The following is an 18,654-nucleotide window of genomic DNA, read 5'->3' on the forward strand; positions in this document are numbered from 1 at the left end:
CCGGAGCCAACGAGATGAAGGTATCGGCAGACATTCGCGCGCTGGTTGACCGGCGCAAAAAGGGCTACAGCCTCGAAGCGCCGTTTTATACGAGCGACGAGATTTTCGCGCTCGACATGGAGGCGATTTTTCGCAAGCACTGGATTCAAGTCGGGGTCGAACCGGATGTTCCCGAGCCGGGCGACTACGTGACCGTCGAGCTCGGGCACGATTCGATCCTCATCGTGCGCGACGACGACATGCAGATCCGCGCGTTTCACAACGTCTGCCGCCATCGCGGCGCGCGCCTGTGCAATGAAGACAAGGGCTCGGTCGGCAACATCGTGTGCCCGTACCACAGCTGGACTTACAACCTCACCGGCCAGTTGATGTTCGCCGAGCATATGGGCGAGCAATTCGACCGCTGCAAGCACAGCTTGAAGTCGGTTCACGTGCAGAATCTCGCGGGACTGATCTTCGTCTGCCTCGCCGATGAACCGCCTGTCGATTTCGGCGTCATGCGTGCAGCCATGGAACCGTACCTGCTGCCCCACGACCTGCAGAACTGCAAGATCGCGGCTCAGATCGACATCATCGAGAAAGGCAATTGGAAGCTCACGATGGAGAACAATCGCGAGTGCTACCACTGCGTCGCGAACCATCCCGAGCTGACCATCTCGCTCTATGAATACGGCTTTGGCTATCAACCGTCGCCGGCCAACGCGGAAGGGATGGCCGCGTTCGAGCGCACCTGCGCCGAGCGCGCCGAGCAGTGGGAGTCCCTGGATTTGCCGTCGGTGGAAGTCGATCGCTTGACCGACGTGACGGGTTTCCGCACGCAGCGGTTGCCGCTCGATCGTTGCGGCGAGTCGCAGACGCTCGATGCGAAGGTCGCATCGAAGAAGCTGCTGGCCGAATTCAAGCGCGCCGATCTCGGCGGCTTGTCGTTCTGGACGCAGCCGAATTCGTGGCACCACTTCATGAGCGACCACATCGTGACGTTCGTGGTGATTCCGCTGTCCGCGGGCGAGACGCTCGTCCGCACGAAGTGGCTCGTGCACAAGGACGCGAAGGAGGGTGTCGACTACGACGTCAAGAACCTCACGGCGGTCTGGAATGCAACCAACGACCAGGACCGCGCGCTGGTCGAGTTCTCGCAGCGCGGTGCCACGAGCAGTGCCTACGAACCGGGGCCGTACTCGCCGTACACCGAAGGTCTCGTCGAGAAGTTCTGTGAGTGGTACATCGGTCGCGTTGCCGCGCAGATCGACGCTTAGCGAATGCCGGAGGCAACATGAAGCGAGACGGGGAGACCTTCGAGCCCGCGGCTAGCCGGCTCACGCGGCCCGGCTTCTGGAACGCGTTGCCCGAGCGTTGGACGAGCGACCTCGAAGAGACGCTGGTCTGCGCTCAGGTGCGCCAGGAGACGCACGACGTGAAGAGTTTTTTCTTCAAGTCGCCGGAAGGCCGTGCGTTCGCGTTCGAGCCGGGGCAGTTCATCACGCTCGAACTCGAGATCGACGGCGAGACGGTCAATCGCTGCTATACGATCTCGTCCGCGCCCACGCGGCCGCATACGATATCGATCACGGTCAAGCGGGTGCCGGGCGGGAAGGTGTCGAACTGGCTGCACGACAACTTGCAAGCGGGCACGGCCGTGCGCGTGCTCGGGCCGGCGGGCGAGTTCACGTGTGCGCGGCATCCGGCAAGCAAGTATCTGTTTCTCTCGGCGGGATCGGGCATGACGCCGTTGATGTCGATGAGCCGTGCGCATCACGAATTGAACGAGGATCGCGACATCGTGTTCGTGCACAGCGCGCGAACCCCCGACGACATCATCTTCGCGCGCGAACTCGATTTGATGGCGGCCAATCAGGCCAATTTCCGCACGTCGTTCGTTTGCGAACGAGTAGGGGCGCGCACGAATTGGCCTGGAATCACGGGGTTTCTGACGCTGCCGCTGCTCAAGCTGATTGCCCCCGACTTCATGGAGCGCGAGATCTTCACGTGTGGCCCGGCGCCGTATATGAAGGCGGTGCGCGACCTGCTCGATGAAGCCGGCTTCGATCGCAACCGCTATCACGAAGAGAGTTTTTCATTCGAAACGCTGGCGGAATCGGCGGCGCAGGTCGTGAGCGAGGCAGCGCACGTCACCGCACCAACGCCGGATAGCGCGTCGCAAACCGCCTCGCGCTTCGCCGTCACGTTTGCCAAGAGCCGGCGCGAGATCGAATGCGGCAGCGATCAGCATGTGCTCGAAGCCGCACGGCAAGCCGGCGTGCGTCTGCCGGCGTCGTGCACGCAGGGCATGTGCGGCACGTGCAAGGTGAAGCTCGTGTCGGGCCAGGTCGACATGAGGCACAACGGCGGCATTCGTCAACGCGAGATCGATCAAGGCATGGTGCTGCTTTGCTGCAGCAAACCGCTCAGCGATCTGATCATCGACAAATAAGCAAGGGAACGATCGGGTCGCACATGGACAAGACCATGTCGCAATCCGAACTTACCGGCGATTTCTGGCTGTTCATCCTTAAGTCACCGGCATGAGACCGGCACCGTTTACGTCAAGGAGATCGACCATGAATTTGCTGAAGAAACTGCTGTTGTTCGGTGCGCTTAGCGCCGGGTTGGTCACGGTGCTGCCCGTGGCCGCCGATACCAAGCCGACGATCAAGATCGGCTATGTCGAGGGATGGGATGACAGCGTGGCGACCACCAACGTGGCCGCGCGCATCATCGAAAAACGCCTCGGCTACCCGGTGCAGATCGTCCCCGTGGCGGCGGGCATGATGTGGGAGGGCGTCTCGCGCGGCGACCTCGACGCGACGCTTTCCGCTTGGCTGCCCGTGACCCACGCCGCGTATTGGGATAAGTACAAAACCAAGGTCGTCGACCTCGGCGCCAATTTTACGGATGCTAGAATCGGGTTGATCGTGCCCGCCGACGTGAAGGCGAACAGCATCGCCGATCTCGAATCTCAGAAGTCCGAATTTGGTGGACGTATCGTGGGAATCGACGCCGGTGCGGGCGTGATGGCAAAAACAGCGGATGCGATCAAGGCTTACAGCCTCGACTATCAACTGATGCCGAGCTCGGGAACCGCGATGACCGCGGAACTCGCGCGCTCGATGCATGCCAATAAACCCGTGATCGTCACGGGCTGGGCGCCGCACTGGATGTTCGCGAAGTGGAAGCTCAAGTTCCTTGACGATCCGAAGAAGGTCTACGGCGGCGCCGAGCATGTCGACAACGTCATCAATCCGGACTTGGAGACGAAAGCCAAACCGGTCGTGGCGTTCTTGAAGCAGTTTCAATGGAAGCCGGGCGAGATCGACGGTGTGATGCTGTCGGCTCAAAACGGCACGAAGCCTGATGCCGCCGCGGATGCATGGATCGCGGCGCACCCCGACCGGGTCAATAGCTGGTTGGCGGGAACGCAGTAACGCTTGATGTGCAGCAAACGCCGGGCGCACGGAGCAGTCAGCCGTGCGCTTGGCGCTTGATGCGGCGCATGTGACGCGGACGCGGCGGCCCGGGCCTCATAGCGGAGGTGCAAGATGGATCAAAGCGGACTGCGCGCGCGCAGCGATAACAGCATCAACGAAGGGGCAGCGCATGACGGAGGCCACACGCTGCATCGCGGCCTCACCTGGAAGGACGCGTTCTGGGTGACGAGCGGCGTGCCTGCCGGCGTGCTGTTCACGATAGGCGGGGTGTGCGCGACGATCGGGCAACCCGCTTGGGCCATCTGGATCGCTGCGATCACGATGGGCCTGATCCAGAGCGCGACTTATGCGGAAATCTCGGGGCTGTTTCCCCATAAGTCGGGCGGCGCGTCGGTGTACGGCGCGATAGGCTGGGTGCGGTACAGCAAGCTGATCGCTCCGGTCTCGGTGTGGTGCAACTGGCTCGCGTGGTCGCCGATGCTCGCGCTCGGAACCGGCCTCGCCGCCAACTACGCGCTCACCAGCCTCTTTCCCGCGGACGCGGCGATCAATACCTGGCAGTGGACGCTCGCCGATCTCGGCTTCATCAAACCGGGGCTGACGCTGCGCATCAACGCGACGTTTCTGATCGCGGTCGTGTTGCTCCTCACCACGTTCAGACTGCAGCACAGCGGCGCATCGAAGGCCGCGAAGACGCAGCGCATGCTCGGCATCGCCTCGCTCACGCCGCTCTTGATCGTCGGTATCGTTCCGTTCGTGACCGGCGATGTGCCGATGTCCAATCTCATTCCGCTCTTGCCGCTCGGCCACGACGCACAGGGCAATCTCACGGCGGCGACGTTCGGCTCATGGAACGGCACCGGCATCACGATGGCGATGGGCGCGATGTTCATGGCGGGGTGGGCATCGTACGGGTTCGAGACGTCGGTGTGCTACACGCGCGAGTTTCGCGATCCGCGCCGCGATACGGCCAAGGCGATCTTCTGGTCCGGCGCGCTGTGTCTCGTCGTGATGACGCTCGTGCCGCTTGCGTTTCAGGGCGTGCTCGGCACGCAGGGTATGCTCGATCCGAAGATCGTCGACGGCACCGGCGTGGGCACCGCGATGGCGCATATGGTGGGCGGCGGCGCATGGGTGGCGAACGCGATCGTCGTGATGCTGATGCTGTCGATCCTCTTGATCGTGATGACGTCGATGATGGGCTCGTCGCGCACGCTGTATCAAGCCTCGGTGGACGGCTGGCTGCCGCGCTATCTCTCGCACGTGAACGAGCACGGCTCGCCGACGCGCGCGATGTGGACCGACCTCGGTTTCAATCTCGTCCTGTTGATGATGTCCGATTACATGACGGTGCTGTCGATCTCGAACGTGTGCTACATGATCTTCGTGTTCCTGAATCTGCAATCGGGATGGATACACAGGCTCGATCGCGCGAAGTGGGATCGGCCGTTCCGTTGCCCGACCTGGCTCCTCGGGCTGGGCGCACTGTGCGGCTACGTCAATCTCGCGTTCGTCGGCGCGGGGGCGGACATGCAAGGCGCGGGCACGATGAGAAATGGCCTCATTGCGATGCTGCTGATCGTACCGGTGTTTCTGTATCGCCATTACTGGCAGGATCGCGGGCGCTTCCCGGCGCGCATGGCGCAGGACATGGAGCTCGATGATGCGGACGCCGCGCCGCACGGTTCGATTCGCAAGGTCTTGCCGTATTGCGCGCTGGTGCTGGCCGCGCTCGTCATGTGGGGCGCGCACCGGCTGGCTCACGGATAGCGGCGGTCGAGGCGGCCACCGGACCGCCTATTCGCCTATTGCAGCACGACAGTCCGGTCGCCGTTGATAAACACGCGCCGCTCGATAAACGCCTTGACCGCGCGTGCGAGCGTAATGCATTCGACGTCCCGGCCGACCGCAAGCAGCCGCTCGGGACGATACGAATGGTCGACGCGCTCGACGACCTGCTCGATGATCGGCCCTTCGTCGAGGTCGTCGGTGACGAAATGGGCCGTCGCGCCGATCAGCTTGACGCCGCGTGCATGCGCCTGATGATAGGGCTTCGCGCCCTTGAAGCCCGGCAGGAACGAGTGATGGATGTTGATCGCGCGGCCCGCCAGCTTGCGGCTGGTCTCTTCCGACAGGATTTGCATGTAGCGCGCGAGGATCATGAGCTCGGCGCCGCTCGATTCGAACAAATCCAAGACTTTCTCTTCTTGCTGCCCCTTCGTTTCAGCCGAGATCGGCAGATGACGAAACGGCAATCCGTGCTGCGCCGCCATCGGTTCGAGGTCCGCGTGATTCGAAGCGATGCCGACGATATCCATCTTCAGCTCGCCCATGCGCCAGCGGAACAGCAGGTCCGCGAGGCAATGCTCGAGTTTCGACACCATGATGAGCACCTTGGGTCGCGCGTTCACGTCGTGAATCGCCCACGTCATGTCGAAGCGTGACGCGATCGGCGCGAATTCGGTTCGAAGCGTGTCGATTCGCAACGGCGCCTCGCTTTCGTTCGTCGCATGAAAGACGCAGCGGACGAAGAAGCGCGAGCTGAGTTCGTCGTCGAACACGGTGAGTTCGTCGATATAGCCATGATGGCGGTCGAGAAAGCCGACTACGGCGGCGACTTGTCCGGCGGCGCTCGGGCAGGCGAGCGTCAGAACGAATTGGCGAAGGCGATCGGATGCGAGCATGCAGGTCCCCGGGGTGTCGATGGAGCGTGCCGCGCGGTCAGGGTGGAGCGTGTAGCGTCGTGCGCGGCGTACCTCTAGTAAAACAACACAAAAGGGCCGCGAATAGAATCGACGCGCCGTGATGATGGAACGGGCGCGTCAGAAGCGGACGTTCCATCAGGTGTCGCGGCCGCCGCTCGTTGAAGTGCTTGGCGGCGAGCGTACCGCGAGCGAAACTGTCGACACCGCGATATTCGTGTACGCCACGCTCGGCATGCATCCGCCGCGTGACTTGAGGATTGAAATGACGGACTTGAACCAAGCAGCGCCTTTGCCGATCTACCGCGATCGCGTTCGCGCCGAATGGGTCGATTACAACGGCCATCTGCGCGACGCGTTCTATTTGCTGATTTTCAGCTTCGCGACCGATGCGCTGCTCGACCATATCGGTCTCGACGACGCTACGCGTAAGGCCCGCAAGCGCTCCGTGTACACGCTCGAAGCGCACATCAACTACCTTCGCGAAATCAAGGAGGGGACGCAGGTCCGTGTCGATGCGCGTGTCATCGCGCACGATGCCAAGCGCCTACATCTCTATCTGGAGATGTTTGCTGACGATGCCGGTGCAGCGGTGGCGGCAAGCGAGCAGATGTTGCTGCACGTCGATACGAATGGACCGAAATCGATCGCGTTCGATCCTGACGTCAAAGCGCGTATCGAAGACATCGCGGCCGCGCATGCAGCGCTTCCGTCTGCGCAATACGGTGGACGAGTGATCGGATTAGCCGGTAAATCGAATCAATGAATCAGCAATGCGGGCATTGCGCCGATTGATTCAACGCAATGCCTGGCCGTTATTCGTCAGCCGATTGGCCGAAAACGTCGACTGAAATCATCGCTTTTGCATTCGATGGCGCGGGCCGTTCCGCCGGTCTGAATACCGCGTCGCCGCGATGGATCGCGCGCCGCGACAGCACGCAGGTTCCTGAGGAATTGGCCGAGCGGCGGCGCCACCGCTGCTCGCCGTAGTGGCATCGGCCGGGTTCGACCCATCGCACGATCAGGGTCGTATCGGAGCGTTCGAGAATTTCGACTTGGACGCGGCTCATGTCCGGGGCCGGAGACTGTTTTGTCTTCATTTGCTTCTTCCTTTAAGCAAGCCCTGTAAATGTATTCGCGCGCCGGAAGAATAACCATTCTTAGGCCGGTTGAAACACTATTCTGCATACGGCAACAATCGATTCATATTATTGAGAAACCCCAGCTGACGCGGCTGAGAGAGTGCAGTCCGAAATAATAGGGTGTTTTTGCAACAGATCGTTGACTAAATGCAAGGCAGACAGATCATTCTTCTGGTGAAATGGCCGGCATTAATATCGAGAAATACCAATAAAAAAACGCGGTTCGCAAAGCGAGCCGCGTCGGGGTCGGAGACGGAATCGGTTAGGTCGACGCGCCGCTGTATGGCGGCATCGGGAGCGATTAGCGCGAAAGCTGTTCGAGCTGCAGACCGCTCGTGCGCGGACCAAAGCCGCCTATCGTGGCGACGACGATCGCCATCGAGCCGGCGATCAGCACGAATACGCCGGGCACGCCGAAATCGCGCATGAAGAACGCAATCATGAAACCGGACAGCATCGCGCTCACCCGGCTCACCGAATACACCAAGCCGATTGCGCGCGCCCGCACGCGCGTGGGGAACAGTTCAGCCTGATAGGTGCGGTACGAAAACGTCATGCAGTTGCTGAGCAACGTGAGCAATACGCCGAGACAAATCAATATCGTGGTTTCGCGCTGCTGAGAAAACAAAATACCGACCACGGCAATCGACGCGGCGGAAGCGGACACGAGCCATTTGCGCTCGATGCGATCGGCAAACAGCATCGAGATCAACGGGCCGACCGGATTGGCGATCGCGATGATGAACGAGTACATGAGGCTGTGCGTGACGGTGATGCCTTTTTCGACGAGCAACGTCGGCACCCAGCTCGCGAAGCCGTAATACCCGATCGACTGGAAGAAGTTGAACACCATGAGCATGATCGTGCGCGACCGGTACGGCGGCTTCCAGATTTCGCCGATGCCGCCTGTGACGGCACGCGCGGCGCCCGTGACGGGCTGAGGCGCGGGCAGTGCCGCGCCGAGCGAGCGTTCCACTTTGTGCTCGAGCTTGGTCACGATCGCGTCTGCTTCGGCGAGTCGGCCTTTTTGCACGAGCCAGCGCGGGCTTTCCGGCAGGCCGAGCCGGATGAACCAGACCACCGCCGCGCCCACGCAGCCGGCCAAGACGACCCAGCGCCAGCCGTCGAGCCCAAGCGGCGCGACCGGCACGAGCTTCCAGGCGAGAAACGCCAAACATGGCACCGACGTGTACTGGACGGCCTGCATGAACGCATACGCGCGCCCGCGCACGCTTGCGGGCACGAGCTCGGAGACGTACGAATCGATCGTCACGAGCTCGGCGCCCACGCCGATCCCCGCCATCACGCGCCAGAACACGACCGCATAGGGGTTCGTCTGAAACGCCATGACGGCCGCGGCGATCGTGTACCAGAGCAACGCAAACACGAAGACCTTGCGACGGCCGTGCGTGTCGGCGGCGAACGCGACGCCGAACGTGCCGATGAAGAGCCCGAGAAACAGCGCGCCGACGAAAGCGCCCAAGCCCGTCAAGTCGAAGAACGAAGCGGTGGTTGGCGTGAAGATGCCCGCCTTCACGAGCCCCGGGCTCACGTAGGCGGTGAGGAACATGTCGTAGATCTCGAACCATGCGCCGAGCGCGAGCAGCAGCACCATGACCCATACGGGGCGGCTCGCGGGTATCCGGTCGAGACGGGCGTTGATGGTTGCCGCGCTCAGCGCGTTTGCGCGCCGGCCTTCGACGACGGCCTCGATGGGAGGGGCGTGCGGCGGGATCGAGTGTGCCGCGGAGGACCGTAGGGCTCCGAAGCCGGCCGGCTCATTCATTGGAGTGTCTCCTGATATGTGTTCTGTTAGATAGAACGATGGTTCGTTAAAAAGAATGATAGGGTGACTCGCCGGGGCGAGTAAACGTAGTGGTTTTCCCGATGCGGAAGCGCCGCTTATCGACTATTATTGGAACGTCGTTCTGTTGTGTAGAACGAATTTGGCAGGCGAAGACGCATCGGCGGATTGCCGGTGAGAAGCGAACATCAAGGAGTCGGAAATGGATTTGCCCTTGCACGGCATACGCGTGCTGGACCTCTCGAACGTATTGGCCGGGCCGTTCTGCGGCTATCAGCTCGCTTTGATGGGGGCTGAAGTCATCAAGATCGAGGTGCCGGGGCAGGGCGATCTCGCGCGGCGTCTCGGCGCGGACCCGAAAGCGTCGGCGCGGCAGATGGGGGCGTCGTTCGTTGCGGTCAACGCAGGCAAGCAGTCCGTCACGCTCAATCTGAAAGATCCGCGCGGCCGCGAGATTCTGCTGCAGATGGTGCGCGAGTCCGACGTGCTGATCGAGAACTTCCGCCCCGGCGTGATGGACCGCCTCGGGCTCGGCTACGACGTGTTGCGCGACGCCAATCCGCGCATCGTCTACTGCGCGATTTCCGGCTTCGGCAAAGAGGGGCCGCTCGCCAACCGGCCCGCCTACGATCAGATCATCCAAGGCATGTCGGGCGTGATGAGCGTGACGGGCGATGCCGAATCGGCCCCGCTGCGCACGGGCTTTCCGATCAGCGACACGATCGGCGGCATCACGTCCGCGTTCGCGGTTGCGTCGGCGCTCGTCGATGCCGTGCGGACGGGCACGGGCCGCATGATCGACGTCTCGATGCTCGAAGCCACGCTCGCGACGATGGGCTGGGTCGTATCGAACTACTTGAACGCAGGCGTGAAGCCCACGCCGATGGGCAACCAGAATTTCACCGCGGCGCCGTCGGGCACGTTCCGTACCGGCGACGGGCTCATCAATATCGCGGCCAATGAAGACAAGCAGTTCGCGTCGCTGTGCCGGATCGTCGGACATCCCGAGTGGCTCGACGATCCGCGCTTCAACGAGCGCAACGCGCGCAAGGCGAATCGCGCGGCGCTGACGCAAGCACTCGAAGCCGCGTTGGCGAGTGCACCGGCTACGCAATGGGAGAGCGCGTTCACCGCAGCGGGGGTGCCGGCCGGGCTCGTGCTCGACGTGCCCGGCATTCTCGCGCATCCGCAAATCGCGGAGCGCGGTTTCGTCGCGTCGTTCGACGAGGCCGGCCAGCACGTGACGCGTGCGGGCTTCCGCATGTCCGACGCGGACCCGGTGCCGCGCGCACCCGCGCCGCAACTTTCGCAGCACACACAGGCATGGCTCGCCAAGCTCGGCTACGACGCCGCCGCGATCGAAGCCCTGCGCAACGAAGGAGTGATTTGATGAGCGCCAACGGCAGCACCTACGATAGCGTCGACTACCGGCAACTCGGCGCCGACTACTGGCGCACCGACATCATCGATATCGAGCCCGGCAAGATCCATGTGCGCGGGTATCCGATCCAGGAGCTGATCGGGCGCTTGAGCTTTCCCGACATGATCTGGCTGATGCTGCGCGGCGAAGTGCCGGGCAAGACGCAATCGCGCCTGCTCGAAGCGGCGCTCGTGGCGTCGGTCGATCACGGGCCACACGCGCCGTCGATCGCCATCTCGCGCATGGCGGTGAGCTGCGGGCTGCCGCTAAACGGCGCGATGGCGTCGGCGCTCAACACGCTCGACGATGTGCACGGCGGCGCGGGGCAGCAGTCGGTCGAGCTGTATCGGCAGATTCGCGATCGTGTGGCCGAAGGCGTGCCGCTCGACGAAGCGGCCAAGCTGTGCGTCGATGCGTTCGTGGCCGAGCATGGCAAGTATTTGCCGGGCTTCGGTCATCGATTTCATCCGGTCGATCCGCGTGCGGGCACGTTGCTCGGCATGGTCGACGAGGCGGCCGCGGAAGGGGCGGTCACGGGCGAATACGCGCGCATCGCGCGCGCGATCGAAGCGCTGCTCGCGTCGGGACGCAGCAAACCGGTACCGATGAATATCGACGGCGCAACCGCGGTGATCTACGCGGAGCTCGGTTTTGCGCCGGAGCTGGCGCGCGGCATTTTCTGCTTGTCGCGCGCGGTCGGCATCTTGTCGCATGCGTGGGAGCAGAGCGGACGCGGCGAGCGCAACAAGGGGCCCATGCCGCGGCAAATGCCGTATCGCTATACGGGTCCTGCAACACGGCATCTGGAGGACGACGCGCGATGAGCTGGTATCCCGTGCCGCGCAGCGTGGCAACCGAAATTCATACCGCGATGCCGGACTCCGTGCGAAGGCGCGAAGTGTCGGAATGGTCGAAAGGGAACAAGGGCGGGGCGGTCGTCGATTCGTTTCTCGAAGGGCCGTGCTTCGATCCCGATGGCAACCTGTATGTCGTCGATATTCCGCACGGCCGCATCTTCCGGATCACGCCGGAGCTCGAGTGGCAGCGCGTTGCCGAATACGACGGCGAGCCCAACGGCCTCGCGTGGCATCCCGACGGACGCATTCTGATCGCCGACTACAAGAACGGCATCCTCGCGCTCGATCCGTCGAGCGGCGAGATCGCGCCTGTCATCACACGGCGCAACAGCGAGCGCTTCAAAGGGCCGAACGACCTGATCGTCGCGGCGAACGGCGACATCTATTTCACCGATCAAGGCCAGACGGGGCTGCACGATCCGAGCGGGCGCGTCTATCGGCTGCGCACCGACGGCCGGCTCGATTGCCTGCTTGCGAACGGGCCGAGTCCGAACGGTCTCGTGTTGAACGCGGAAGAAAACGTGTTGTTCGTCGCGATGACGCGCGACAACTCGGTGTGGCGTCTGCCGTTGCTCGCCGATGGCAGCACGAGCAAGGTGGGCCGCTTCGCGCAGTTTTACGGCGTGAGCGGACCGGACGGCATGACGATGGACCGCGACGGCAATCTGTTCGTCGCGCACGCGTCGCTTGGGTGCGTGTTCGTGCTGAATCCGCATGGCGAAGGGATCGCGAAAATCGAGTCGTGCGGTGGCCGCACGATCACGAACGTGACGTTTGGCGGCGCGGACAACAGCACGTTGTTCATGACCGATTCGTCCGGCGGCAACGTGTTGCGTGCCGCTTGGCATGTGCGCGGAGCGGCACGGCCAATGCGTTCGGGCCGCTGAGGCGTGCACGAGAGCCGGGCGGGGTGCGCGGGGGCGTGGGACATCGCATAAAATGGCGTTCTGTTAGGCATAACGCCGCCGCTTTGACGTGATACAACCGATAGTCAAAGCGGCAGCGATTCTATCCACACTCACCGCCAAACCACCGCTCATGGTTGCCGCAAAACGTCCTACCCCCGATGCACCGGCGCCGCCGGTCTCTTCGCCCGACGGCGTGGCCGCGCTCGACCGCGCGTTCTCGATTCTGTTTGCTTTTCGTCCCGACGACCGCGGCTTGTCGCTCGCCGAGCTGGCCGCGCGCACGGGCCTCTACAAAAGCACGATCCTGCGGCTCGTCGCGTCGCTGATCCACCATCGGCTCCTGGTGCGCCTCGACGACGGCCGCTACCAGATCGGCCCCGCGACGCTGCAACTGAGCGCGATCTACCAGCGCGGATTGCAGCTCGCCGACATCATCCTGCCGGTCATGCGCCGTCTGCGCGACGAGAGCGGCGAAAGCGTGTCGTTCTACGTGCGGCAGAAGAACCTGCGCGTGTGCTTGCATCGCGTGGATTCGACGCATGCGATACGCGACCACGTGCGTGAAGGCGACGTGCTGCCGCTCGACAAGGGCTCGGGCGGCCGCGTGCTGAGCGCGTTCGGCGGCACGCGCGGCGCGTTGCACGAGCGCATTCGCCGCGATGGCTACTACGCGTCGACGGGCGAGCGCGATGCCGAGACGGCCGGCATTTCGACACCGGTCTTTTCGGCCGAGCAGCCGCTGGCCGGCGCATTGACGCTCGCCGGTCCGCGCTCGCGCGTCGACGAAGCGCTGATGATGCGGATGCGCCGCCCGATGCTGGAGGCCTCGATCGAGGTGAGCGAGATGCTCGGCGGCGATGTCGCGCCGCTGCGCTCGGCGCTCGCGCTTCTCAAGCCGGAGCGGGCGCGCTGAACCATGCGATGAGCGAGGCGCGGGCGGGCTTAGCCCGCGACTTCGGCCTCACGCTTTTGCAATTCGCGCGAGGCGGCGAGCGGAATGCGCGCGTCGTCCCAATCGGCCAGCCAGGCGATTTCCTTGGCCGTGAAAATATGTCCGTAATTGCGCAGGGAATATTGCAGCGAATCGATGATGTGGTTGCGAATGATTTCCGGCGTGTGGGCGTCGTCGAGTACGGCGCGAAATGCTTCCAGCGTTGCCATCGGATTGCTCCGTTAATTGGGCGATGGCAAGCGTTATCGCACGCCATAAATGGCGCGCCAACTGAACAAAAATCGGTACCGGATTAACTGGGCTTAACGGGGCTTGTCGCGATCGGGCGCGCATTCGTTCAATGCGTGCGTCAAATGCGTCCGTTAAATACGCGGCAGATCGTCCATGGATTTTTCGACACTGCCGTCGGGGACTTCGGTGTCGATGCCGTCAATTCCATTGGGGTGCGGGACGGCTTTGATTTTCGGCCCGAGGAATCGCATGCCCCCGAGTGTAAAGAGGGAATAAACGATGTTTCCCGAACGGATGCCGTTTGCGACATCCGACACTTCGGCGATTTGCGGGGGCGAAAGCCAATCGTGAGTTCTGGGGTCGATTGGCGCCCAGCGCACATGCGTTACGCGGTCCGTAGAAGAACTGATGCGTACGCCGTCGATAGCATACGTAGCCATGGCTGTCCCCCACTCAACTGATTTGAACATGCTAGTCCGATCAGCAGCCGGTGGGAAGTACCGGCAATTATCTGGAGAAAACGCATTTTCAATGGCGCGCGATTTTCCATAGTATGGAGAACGTGGAACCCCCTTCGGTGACGTAGCCCGTCGATTTACAGTTATCGGCAAACGGATCGCATGAAATGCTTAACGTCTTTTTATCACCAAAAGTGATATTGACGGTTGGACCCGTGCCCGCAGGTTGTTTATCCGGCACGTCGTAGATAAACGGAACCGATTTCTTCGGGGTTTTGGTCCGATCGCCGAGGATGACGAGCGTTCCGTTATGTGAGGGGGCCGCATCGAAACGCAGCTCGGCGGTGTCGCCCATTTGGTTTTCGCCTGTCATCACGACAGGTTTCGAATAAAGGCCAGCAAAGGCGCTCCCAGCTAATGTAACGAAAATGAAAGCGGCAGCGGCTTTCGCAAACATGGTTTCTGACTCCGTTGAATAGCGCCGAATCCTAGCATGCGATGTCTGACCTTCGCAGGTGGCGGGGCAACGAGGGGGACGCATGGGGCCGCGTCAAATCTCCGACGCGTCGGGGACTTCGATCACGAGGTCCGATTGGGCGATGGCCACGCACGGCAAGATCAAGCCTTCGGCCTTTTCCTCGCGGCTCAAGCCAGGCCATTCGATCCGGTAGGAGACGGTGCCGCTGACGAGCCGGCACAGGCAGGTGCGGCAGGTGCCGTTGCGGCACGATCTCGGCAGATGCACGTTCGCGAAGCCGGCGGCCTCGACGAGCGACAGCGAATCGGGCGCTTCGAACGAGCGCCCGAGGGGTTCGACGCGGACAACGCAAGGACGATCGGCAGACGACATACGCGCGGCGAGACAAGAACTAGGAGATGGACACGCCCAGCAACTTGCCGACGCCGAACGTGAAGCCGGCGGCAAGCAGTCCGATCAGGATTTGCCGCAGCGCGGAGAACGCCGCTCCGCGTCCGTTGAACAGCGACGTGAAGAGGCCGACGGCGGCAAGCCCGAACGCGGCGAGCGCGACGCACTGAAGGATGGCCGCGAGACCGTGCGCCCAGAGAAACGGCGCAGCAGGAAATATCGCGCCGAGCGAGAAAAGTCCGAATGAAATCGCCGCCGCCGACCACGGGTTGCCGCCAAGCTCCGCCGGGTCGAGGCCGAGCTCCTCGCGTGTGAGCGTATCGAGGGCCTTGTCCTTGTCGCGCATGATCTGGCTCGCGACGCGGCGTGCTTCGGCCGCTTCGATGCCCTTCGCCTGATAGATCAGCGCCAGTTCGTGACGCTCGGCGTCGGGTGTGTGCTCGATCTCGTCGGCTTCCTTGGCGATCTGCGTGCGCGCCAACTCGCGTGCGTTCGTCACCGAAAGCCACTCGCCGAGGGCCATCGAGCACGCGCCCGCGATCAGGCCCGCGAGCCCGGTCAGGAGGATCGTCTTGTTGGCCGCGCCGGCGCCCGCCACGCCCATGATCAGACAGAAGTTCGAGACGAGCCCGTCGTTCGCGCCGAGCACCGCGGCGCGCAAATCGTTGCCCGACGTGACGCCCTTGTGCCACGCCTCGGCGCTCGCGATTTGCGCGCCCTTGGACACGCTTGCTTTGTCTCCGTTGGCGACCTCTTGCACGATCGCGGCGTGATGCTGTTCGTCGGCGGAAAGGTGGGCCGCGTCGGGTTGATGCGCGTACTTGTTGCGGTCGGCGTATTCGGCGGCGGCGATCGTCGGCAGCACGAACGACGGGCCGAACGCATGGATGAGGCCGCGCATCAAATGCGTCTTCAGGCTTTTGCGGGGCATGCGTGTGTGTACGCCGTTCGCGTGCAATTTGTCGATCCAGACTTGCGCGTGGCCGCGTTCGGATGCGGCGAGTTCGCTGAACACGGCGGCGCGCTTTTTGTCCGCTTCGACGCGAGCGAGCGTTTCGTAAAGCGCGGCGCTATCGAGTTCGTCGGCGAGGTTCGTCTTGTAGCGCTTGAGTTCGCGTTTCGATGCCATGTGCAGATTGCCTCGGAGTGTCGGACGCAAGCATACCCGAAGCGGCGCACGCGCATTGGTCAGCGGCTTTCGCGGCGGCGCAAATGCCGGTACACGGTGTTGCGCGCGAGCCCGAGTTCGCGCGCCGCTGCCGATACGTTGCCGCCGTGGCGCGCGAGCGTGGTGTCGATCAGCGTCGCTTGCCAGTCCTGCATGCGCGGCGGCTTGGCATTGAGGTTCGCCGCTGCGTTCTGATCCTCGCCGTGCGCCGCGGTACTGAGCTTGTTCGCGCCGTCTGCTTCCAAGGAATCGCGTTCGCGCATGACGTCATCGCGCGCTGCGCCTTCGTGCGCCGCGCCTTGGGTCGCCCCGCATTCGTGCGCCGCGCAATCGTGAAGGAAATCGTCGGGCAAATGCTCGAGTTCGATCTGCGCTTCGCCCTCGGCCATGATCCCCGCCGTGCGCAGCACGTTCGCCAGTTGGCGCAGATTGCCCGGCCAGCGGCAACGCTCGAAGCGCTCGAACACGGCAGCGGATATGTGGAGCGGCGTCGCCTCCATCTTGTCCATACGACGCTGCCGATCGAGGATACGCTCGACAAGTGCCGCCAAATCGGTGCGCTCGTAAAGCGCGGGCAGCGTAACGACGAGGCTGTTGATCCGGTAATACAGGTCCTCGCGGAAAGTGCCGGCCGCGATCATCGCGCGCAGGTTGCGGTGCGTCGCGCAGATCACGCGCAGGTCCACGGGAATCGCGCGCGTGCCGCCGAGCGGCACCACCACGCGCTCTTGAAGCACGCGCATCAGGCGCACTTGTTGAGCGAGCGGCATGTCGCCGATTTCGTCGAGAAAGAGCGTGCCGCCGTCGGCTTGCACGATCTTGCCCGCGGCTCCGCGCTTCTTCGCGCCCGTGAACGCGCCGTCTTCATAGCCGAAGAGTTCGGCTTCGATGAGCGTATCGGGCAGCGACGCGCAATTGACGGCGACGAAGGGTGCCGCGCGCCGCGGCGAATCTTCGTGGATGGCGCGCGCGAGCCACTCCTTGCCGGTGCCGGTCTTGCCAAGGACGAGGATCGGGATGTCGCGTCCGCGCACTTTCTCGACACGGCGCAGCACGGCCGACATCTGCGCGTCGCCGGTGTCGAGCGACGCCAGGGTGATCGTGTCAGCATCGCGCACAGCCGGCGTCGACGCTAACGAAGCGGCGCTTCTGGCGGGTGCGGCCAGAACCGTCCCCGGCCGCGCGCCGGCAAACTCGCCGCGCGCGACGACCTTGACGCCGCTCGGCAGCGTCAGCGTCACGCATTCGCTCGGCGCATGCGCGACGTGCTGCAGCAGCGCAGCAAACGGGATGCCGAAGAGCGCGGCGAACGGCTGCCGCTGCAGCGAAGCAAGCAGTCCGCCAAGCTGAAAGAGCGCGCTGCGGTTCGCGGACAGCAGCATGCCGTCCGGCGCGAACGCCGCGAGCCCTTCGAACAAGGTGCCGACGAATTCGGCGCGTGCATGAAAGCGGATGCGCACGGCGTCGTCGAATTGGTTCGCGAACAGATGGTTCTCGATCATCTGCGCGGACATCCTCACGAGCGCGAGCGTGTGCTTGTGAAAGCCGCGCGCGTCGCCGCTCACGTCGAGCGCCCCGATCGTGCGGCCGAACGGATCGGCGATCGGCGCGCACGAGCACGTGAGGATGCGGTTGGCGCGCAGGAAATGTTCGTCGGCATGGACGACGGTCGGAATGCCGTCGACGAGGGCCGTGCCGATCGCGTTCGTGCCCCGGTCCGATTCCGCCCACGACACGCCGGCGCAGAGCGCGACGCGGTTCGCTTTCTCGATGAAGTCGCTGTCGCCGAGGCTGTGCAGGATGACGCCGTGCTGGTCGGTGAGCAGCACCATGCTTTGCGTATCGACGATCTGCGCGTGCAGCGTTTCCATCACCGGCAGCGCGTGCGTGTAAAGGGACTGATTGCATTCGATCAGTCCGCGCAGCACCGCGCTTTGCAGCGGATGAAAATCGGGCGTTTCCGAGGCGCGCAGGCCGACTTGAAGCGAGCGGGCATGGGCTTGCCCGATCACGTCGACATGGCTTCCCGCCGGCGTCATGGCGCGAGATTGGGTCACATCTGTCTCCGATTTTTGTCGTGGCGTTTGCAGGAAATCATACAAGATGCGGCGCGAAAGCCGAACCCATCCGCGCGGCCCCCGCGGCTCGGGACAGCCCGTCTTGCGTTCCGCGCGAAAGGTGCAATCATGAAAGCGGGAAACGCGCATGCGCCGCGTTTCTTCGGGCCTGCAGCTCTGCATGGGGCCGGAGTAAGGCTCTGCATGGGGCCGGAGTAAGTGCTGAAGCACTAACTCCGGCCGACACGCTAAAGCGCTAACTCCGGCCGACAAGGGAGGCCGCCATGGTACGGACGGAATTCAGAATCGTATTGGCCGTCATCGCGGCGTTCGTCGCGATTGCCGGGATCGCCGTGGCCATCCACGGCATGCTGTTCGATCAGGGGAATTCGCTGCTGTACGGCAGCATCGCGATCGGTGTCGGCGTCTTCGGATGCGCGCTACTGCTCAACGTCTGGCCAAAAGATATGAAAGACGAATCCGAGCACCCGGAGAATCAGCACGCACCCTGAGAGATGTTAGGTACCGGATTGCCGAGGTTTCGTCGGTTGATTGACGAGATCGGCCTGACGTTGCGGGAAAACTTGCTCCTCTCGCGAAACCGTCTAAAGTGAATGAAATTGGTGTGACAGCCATGTTTCGCCAATTTGAACGCGCGCCGA

The 18,654-nt window shown here is 63.2% G+C and carries 18 protein-coding genes and 2 pseudogenes; 11 read left to right on the forward strand and 9 right to left on the reverse strand.

Going from position 1 to position 18,654, the window contains the following annotated elements; translation table 11 throughout:
- Positions 1 to 14: 14 nt before the first annotated feature.
- From FAZ95_RS30380 to FAZ95_RS30395, 5 genes and pseudogenes are all read left to right on the forward strand, one after another.
- Positions 15 to 1,256, forward strand: a complete 1,242-nt coding sequence (locus FAZ95_RS30380) for an aromatic ring-hydroxylating oxygenase subunit alpha (RefSeq protein WP_137336139.1) — start codon at positions 15 to 17, stop codon at positions 1,254 to 1,256.
- Between the two features lie 17 nt (positions 1,257 to 1,273).
- Positions 1,274 to 2,102, forward strand: a pseudogene (locus FAZ95_RS30385) (FAD-binding oxidoreductase); the annotation flags it as partial.
- Between the two features lie 77 nt (positions 2,103 to 2,179).
- Positions 2,180 to 2,431 (forward strand): annotated as a pseudogene (locus FAZ95_RS40920) (2Fe-2S iron-sulfur cluster-binding protein); the annotation flags it as partial.
- A gap of 127 nt (positions 2,432 to 2,558) precedes the next feature.
- Entirely contained in the window at positions 2,559 to 3,422 is an 864-nt protein-coding gene (locus FAZ95_RS30390) for a glycine betaine ABC transporter substrate-binding protein (protein ID WP_137336141.1), read from the forward strand.
- Positions 3,423 to 3,536: 114 nt separating this feature from the next.
- Positions 3,537 to 5,195 carry a trimethylamine N-oxide permease gene (locus tag FAZ95_RS30395; protein ID WP_137336142.1) on the forward strand — a complete coding sequence of 553 codons (1,659 nt, stop codon included), beginning with the start codon at positions 3,537 to 3,539 and terminating at the stop codon, positions 5,193 to 5,195.
- A 35-nt stretch (positions 5,196 to 5,230) separates the two neighbouring features.
- Here the strand turns inward: FAZ95_RS30395 and purU are convergent, their stop codons facing one another.
- Positions 5,231 to 6,109: a formyltetrahydrofolate deformylase gene (gene purU, locus FAZ95_RS30400; protein ID WP_137336143.1), complete on the reverse strand. Its 879-nt coding sequence runs from the start codon at positions 6,107 to 6,109 to the stop codon at positions 5,231 to 5,233.
- A 283-nt stretch (positions 6,110 to 6,392) separates the two neighbouring features.
- Here purU and FAZ95_RS30405 point away from each other — a divergent pair, with 283 nt between their 5' ends.
- Positions 6,393 to 6,893 carry a thioesterase family protein gene (locus tag FAZ95_RS30405; protein WP_137337674.1) on the forward strand — a complete coding sequence of 167 codons (501 nt, stop codon included), beginning with the start codon at positions 6,393 to 6,395 and terminating at the stop codon, positions 6,891 to 6,893.
- Between the two features lie 49 nt (positions 6,894 to 6,942).
- On the opposite strand, the gene FAZ95_RS30410 is transcribed toward FAZ95_RS30405, so the two are convergent.
- Together FAZ95_RS30410 and FAZ95_RS30415 are read right to left on the reverse strand one after the other, a co-directional pair.
- Positions 6,943 to 7,227 carry a DUF3331 domain-containing protein gene (locus FAZ95_RS30410; protein WP_137336144.1) on the reverse strand — a complete coding sequence of 95 codons (285 nt, stop codon included), beginning with the start codon at positions 7,225 to 7,227 and terminating at the stop codon, positions 6,943 to 6,945.
- Between the two features lie 343 nt (positions 7,228 to 7,570).
- A complete protein-coding gene (locus FAZ95_RS30415; RefSeq protein WP_137336145.1) occupies positions 7,571 to 9,055 on the reverse strand; it encodes an MFS transporter in 1,485 nt (494 codons plus the stop codon).
- A gap of 220 nt (positions 9,056 to 9,275) precedes the next feature.
- Between FAZ95_RS30415 and FAZ95_RS30420 the strand changes: the two genes are divergently transcribed.
- From FAZ95_RS30420 to FAZ95_RS30435, 4 genes are all read left to right on the forward strand, one after another.
- On the forward strand, positions 9,276 to 10,463 hold the full coding sequence (locus tag FAZ95_RS30420) for a CaiB/BaiF CoA transferase family protein (RefSeq protein ID WP_137336146.1): 1,188 nt from the start codon (positions 9,276 to 9,278) through the stop codon (positions 10,461 to 10,463).
- Complete coding sequence (locus FAZ95_RS30425; RefSeq protein ID WP_137336147.1) at positions 10,463 to 11,317, forward strand: citryl-CoA lyase; 855 nt, start codon at positions 10,463 to 10,465, stop codon at positions 11,315 to 11,317. Before FAZ95_RS30420 ends, FAZ95_RS30425 begins: the two co-directional genes overlap by 1 nt.
- Positions 11,314 to 12,237 carry an SMP-30/gluconolactonase/LRE family protein gene (locus FAZ95_RS30430; protein ID WP_137336148.1) on the forward strand — a complete coding sequence of 308 codons (924 nt, stop codon included), beginning with the start codon at positions 11,314 to 11,316 and terminating at the stop codon, positions 12,235 to 12,237. Before FAZ95_RS30425 ends, FAZ95_RS30430 begins: the two co-directional genes overlap by 4 nt.
- 151 nt (positions 12,238 to 12,388) lie before the next feature.
- Positions 12,389 to 13,171, forward strand: a complete 783-nt coding sequence (locus tag FAZ95_RS30435; RefSeq protein WP_137336149.1) for an IclR family transcriptional regulator — start codon at positions 12,389 to 12,391, stop codon at positions 13,169 to 13,171.
- A 29-nt stretch (positions 13,172 to 13,200) separates the two neighbouring features.
- Here FAZ95_RS30435 and FAZ95_RS30440 read toward each other — a convergent pair whose 3' ends face one another.
- The 6 genes from FAZ95_RS30440 to FAZ95_RS30465 all read right to left on the reverse strand — a co-directional run bounded on the left by FAZ95_RS30440 (position 13,201) and on the right by FAZ95_RS30465 (position 17,992).
- Positions 13,201 to 13,419: a hypothetical protein gene (locus FAZ95_RS30440; RefSeq protein ID WP_137336150.1), complete on the reverse strand. Its 219-nt coding sequence runs from the start codon at positions 13,417 to 13,419 to the stop codon at positions 13,201 to 13,203.
- 153 nt (positions 13,420 to 13,572) lie between these two features.
- Positions 13,573 to 13,881, reverse strand: a complete 309-nt coding sequence (locus FAZ95_RS30445) for a hypothetical protein (protein ID WP_137336151.1) — start codon at positions 13,879 to 13,881, stop codon at positions 13,573 to 13,575.
- Between the two features lie 88 nt (positions 13,882 to 13,969).
- Positions 13,970 to 14,356 carry a hypothetical protein gene (locus FAZ95_RS30450; protein ID WP_137336152.1) on the reverse strand — a complete coding sequence of 129 codons (387 nt, stop codon included), beginning with the start codon at positions 14,354 to 14,356 and terminating at the stop codon, positions 13,970 to 13,972.
- A 93-nt stretch (positions 14,357 to 14,449) separates the two neighbouring features.
- A complete protein-coding gene (locus FAZ95_RS30455) occupies positions 14,450 to 14,749 on the reverse strand; it encodes a 2Fe-2S iron-sulfur cluster-binding protein (protein WP_137336153.1) in 300 nt (99 codons plus the stop codon).
- Positions 14,750 to 14,768: 19 nt separating this feature from the next.
- Positions 14,769 to 15,896, reverse strand: coding sequence for a VIT1/CCC1 transporter family protein (locus FAZ95_RS30460; protein ID WP_137336154.1), 1,128 nt, complete (start codon positions 15,894 to 15,896; stop codon positions 14,769 to 14,771).
- Positions 15,897 to 15,955: 59 nt separating this feature from the next.
- Positions 15,956 to 17,992, reverse strand: coding sequence for a sigma-54-dependent Fis family transcriptional regulator (locus tag FAZ95_RS30465; protein WP_137336155.1), 2,037 nt, complete (start codon positions 17,990 to 17,992; stop codon positions 15,956 to 15,958).
- 284 nt (positions 17,993 to 18,276) lie between these two features.
- On the opposite strand from FAZ95_RS30465, the gene FAZ95_RS30470 reads away from it, so the two are divergent.
- Entirely contained in the window at positions 18,277 to 18,504 is a 228-nt protein-coding gene (locus FAZ95_RS30470) for a DUF2964 family protein (RefSeq protein WP_137336156.1), read from the forward strand.
- Positions 18,505 to 18,654 lie beyond the last annotated feature (150 nt).

Origin of the sequence: Trinickia violacea, from assembly GCF_005280735.1 — a bacterium.
Taxonomy (GTDB): Bacteria; Pseudomonadota; Gammaproteobacteria; order Burkholderiales; family Burkholderiaceae; genus Trinickia_A; species Trinickia_A violacea.

What these genes read in the sequence shown, in the direction of transcription:
- FAZ95_RS30445 (WP_137336151.1), bottom strand. Translation starts at nt 13,881, where the DNA reads ATGGCTACGTATGCTATCGACGGCGTACGCATCAGTTCTTCTACGGAC.
- FAZ95_RS30420 (WP_137336146.1), top strand. Translation starts at nt 9,276, where the DNA reads ATGGATTTGCCCTTGCACGGCATACGCGTGCTGGACCTCTCGAACGTA.
- FAZ95_RS30415 (WP_137336145.1), bottom strand. Translation starts at nt 9,055, where the DNA reads ATGAATGAGCCGGCCGGCTTCGGAGCCCTACGGTCCTCCGCGGCACAC.
- FAZ95_RS30455 (WP_137336153.1), bottom strand. Translation starts at nt 14,749, where the DNA reads ATGTCGTCTGCCGATCGTCCTTGCGTTGTCCGCGTCGAACCCCTCGGG.
- purU (WP_137336143.1), bottom strand. Translation starts at nt 6,109, where the DNA reads ATGCTCGCATCCGATCGCCTTCGCCAATTCGTTCTGACGCTCGCCTGC.
- FAZ95_RS30425 (WP_137336147.1), top strand. Translation starts at nt 10,463, where the DNA reads ATGAGCGCCAACGGCAGCACCTACGATAGCGTCGACTACCGGCAACTC.
- FAZ95_RS30430 (WP_137336148.1), top strand. Translation starts at nt 11,314, where the DNA reads ATGAGCTGGTATCCCGTGCCGCGCAGCGTGGCAACCGAAATTCATACC.
- FAZ95_RS30470 (WP_137336156.1), top strand. Translation starts at nt 18,277, where the DNA reads ATGGTACGGACGGAATTCAGAATCGTATTGGCCGTCATCGCGGCGTTC.
- FAZ95_RS30410 (WP_137336144.1), bottom strand. Translation starts at nt 7,227, where the DNA reads ATGAAGACAAAACAGTCTCCGGCCCCGGACATGAGCCGCGTCCAAGTC.
- FAZ95_RS30435 (WP_137336149.1), top strand. Translation starts at nt 12,389, where the DNA reads ATGGTTGCCGCAAAACGTCCTACCCCCGATGCACCGGCGCCGCCGGTC.
- FAZ95_RS30405 (WP_137337674.1), top strand. Translation starts at nt 6,393, where the DNA reads ATGACGGACTTGAACCAAGCAGCGCCTTTGCCGATCTACCGCGATCGC.
- FAZ95_RS30440 (WP_137336150.1), bottom strand. Translation starts at nt 13,419, where the DNA reads ATGGCAACGCTGGAAGCATTTCGCGCCGTACTCGACGACGCCCACACG.
- FAZ95_RS30460 (WP_137336154.1), bottom strand. Translation starts at nt 15,896, where the DNA reads ATGGCATCGAAACGCGAACTCAAGCGCTACAAGACGAACCTCGCCGAC.
- FAZ95_RS30450 (WP_137336152.1), bottom strand. Translation starts at nt 14,356, where the DNA reads ATGTTTGCGAAAGCCGCTGCCGCTTTCATTTTCGTTACATTAGCTGGG.
- FAZ95_RS30390 (WP_137336141.1), top strand. Translation starts at nt 2,559, where the DNA reads ATGAATTTGCTGAAGAAACTGCTGTTGTTCGGTGCGCTTAGCGCCGGG.
- FAZ95_RS30395 (WP_137336142.1), top strand. Translation starts at nt 3,537, where the DNA reads ATGGATCAAAGCGGACTGCGCGCGCGCAGCGATAACAGCATCAACGAA.
- FAZ95_RS30380 (WP_137336139.1), top strand. Translation starts at nt 15, where the DNA reads ATGAAGGTATCGGCAGACATTCGCGCGCTGGTTGACCGGCGCAAAAAG.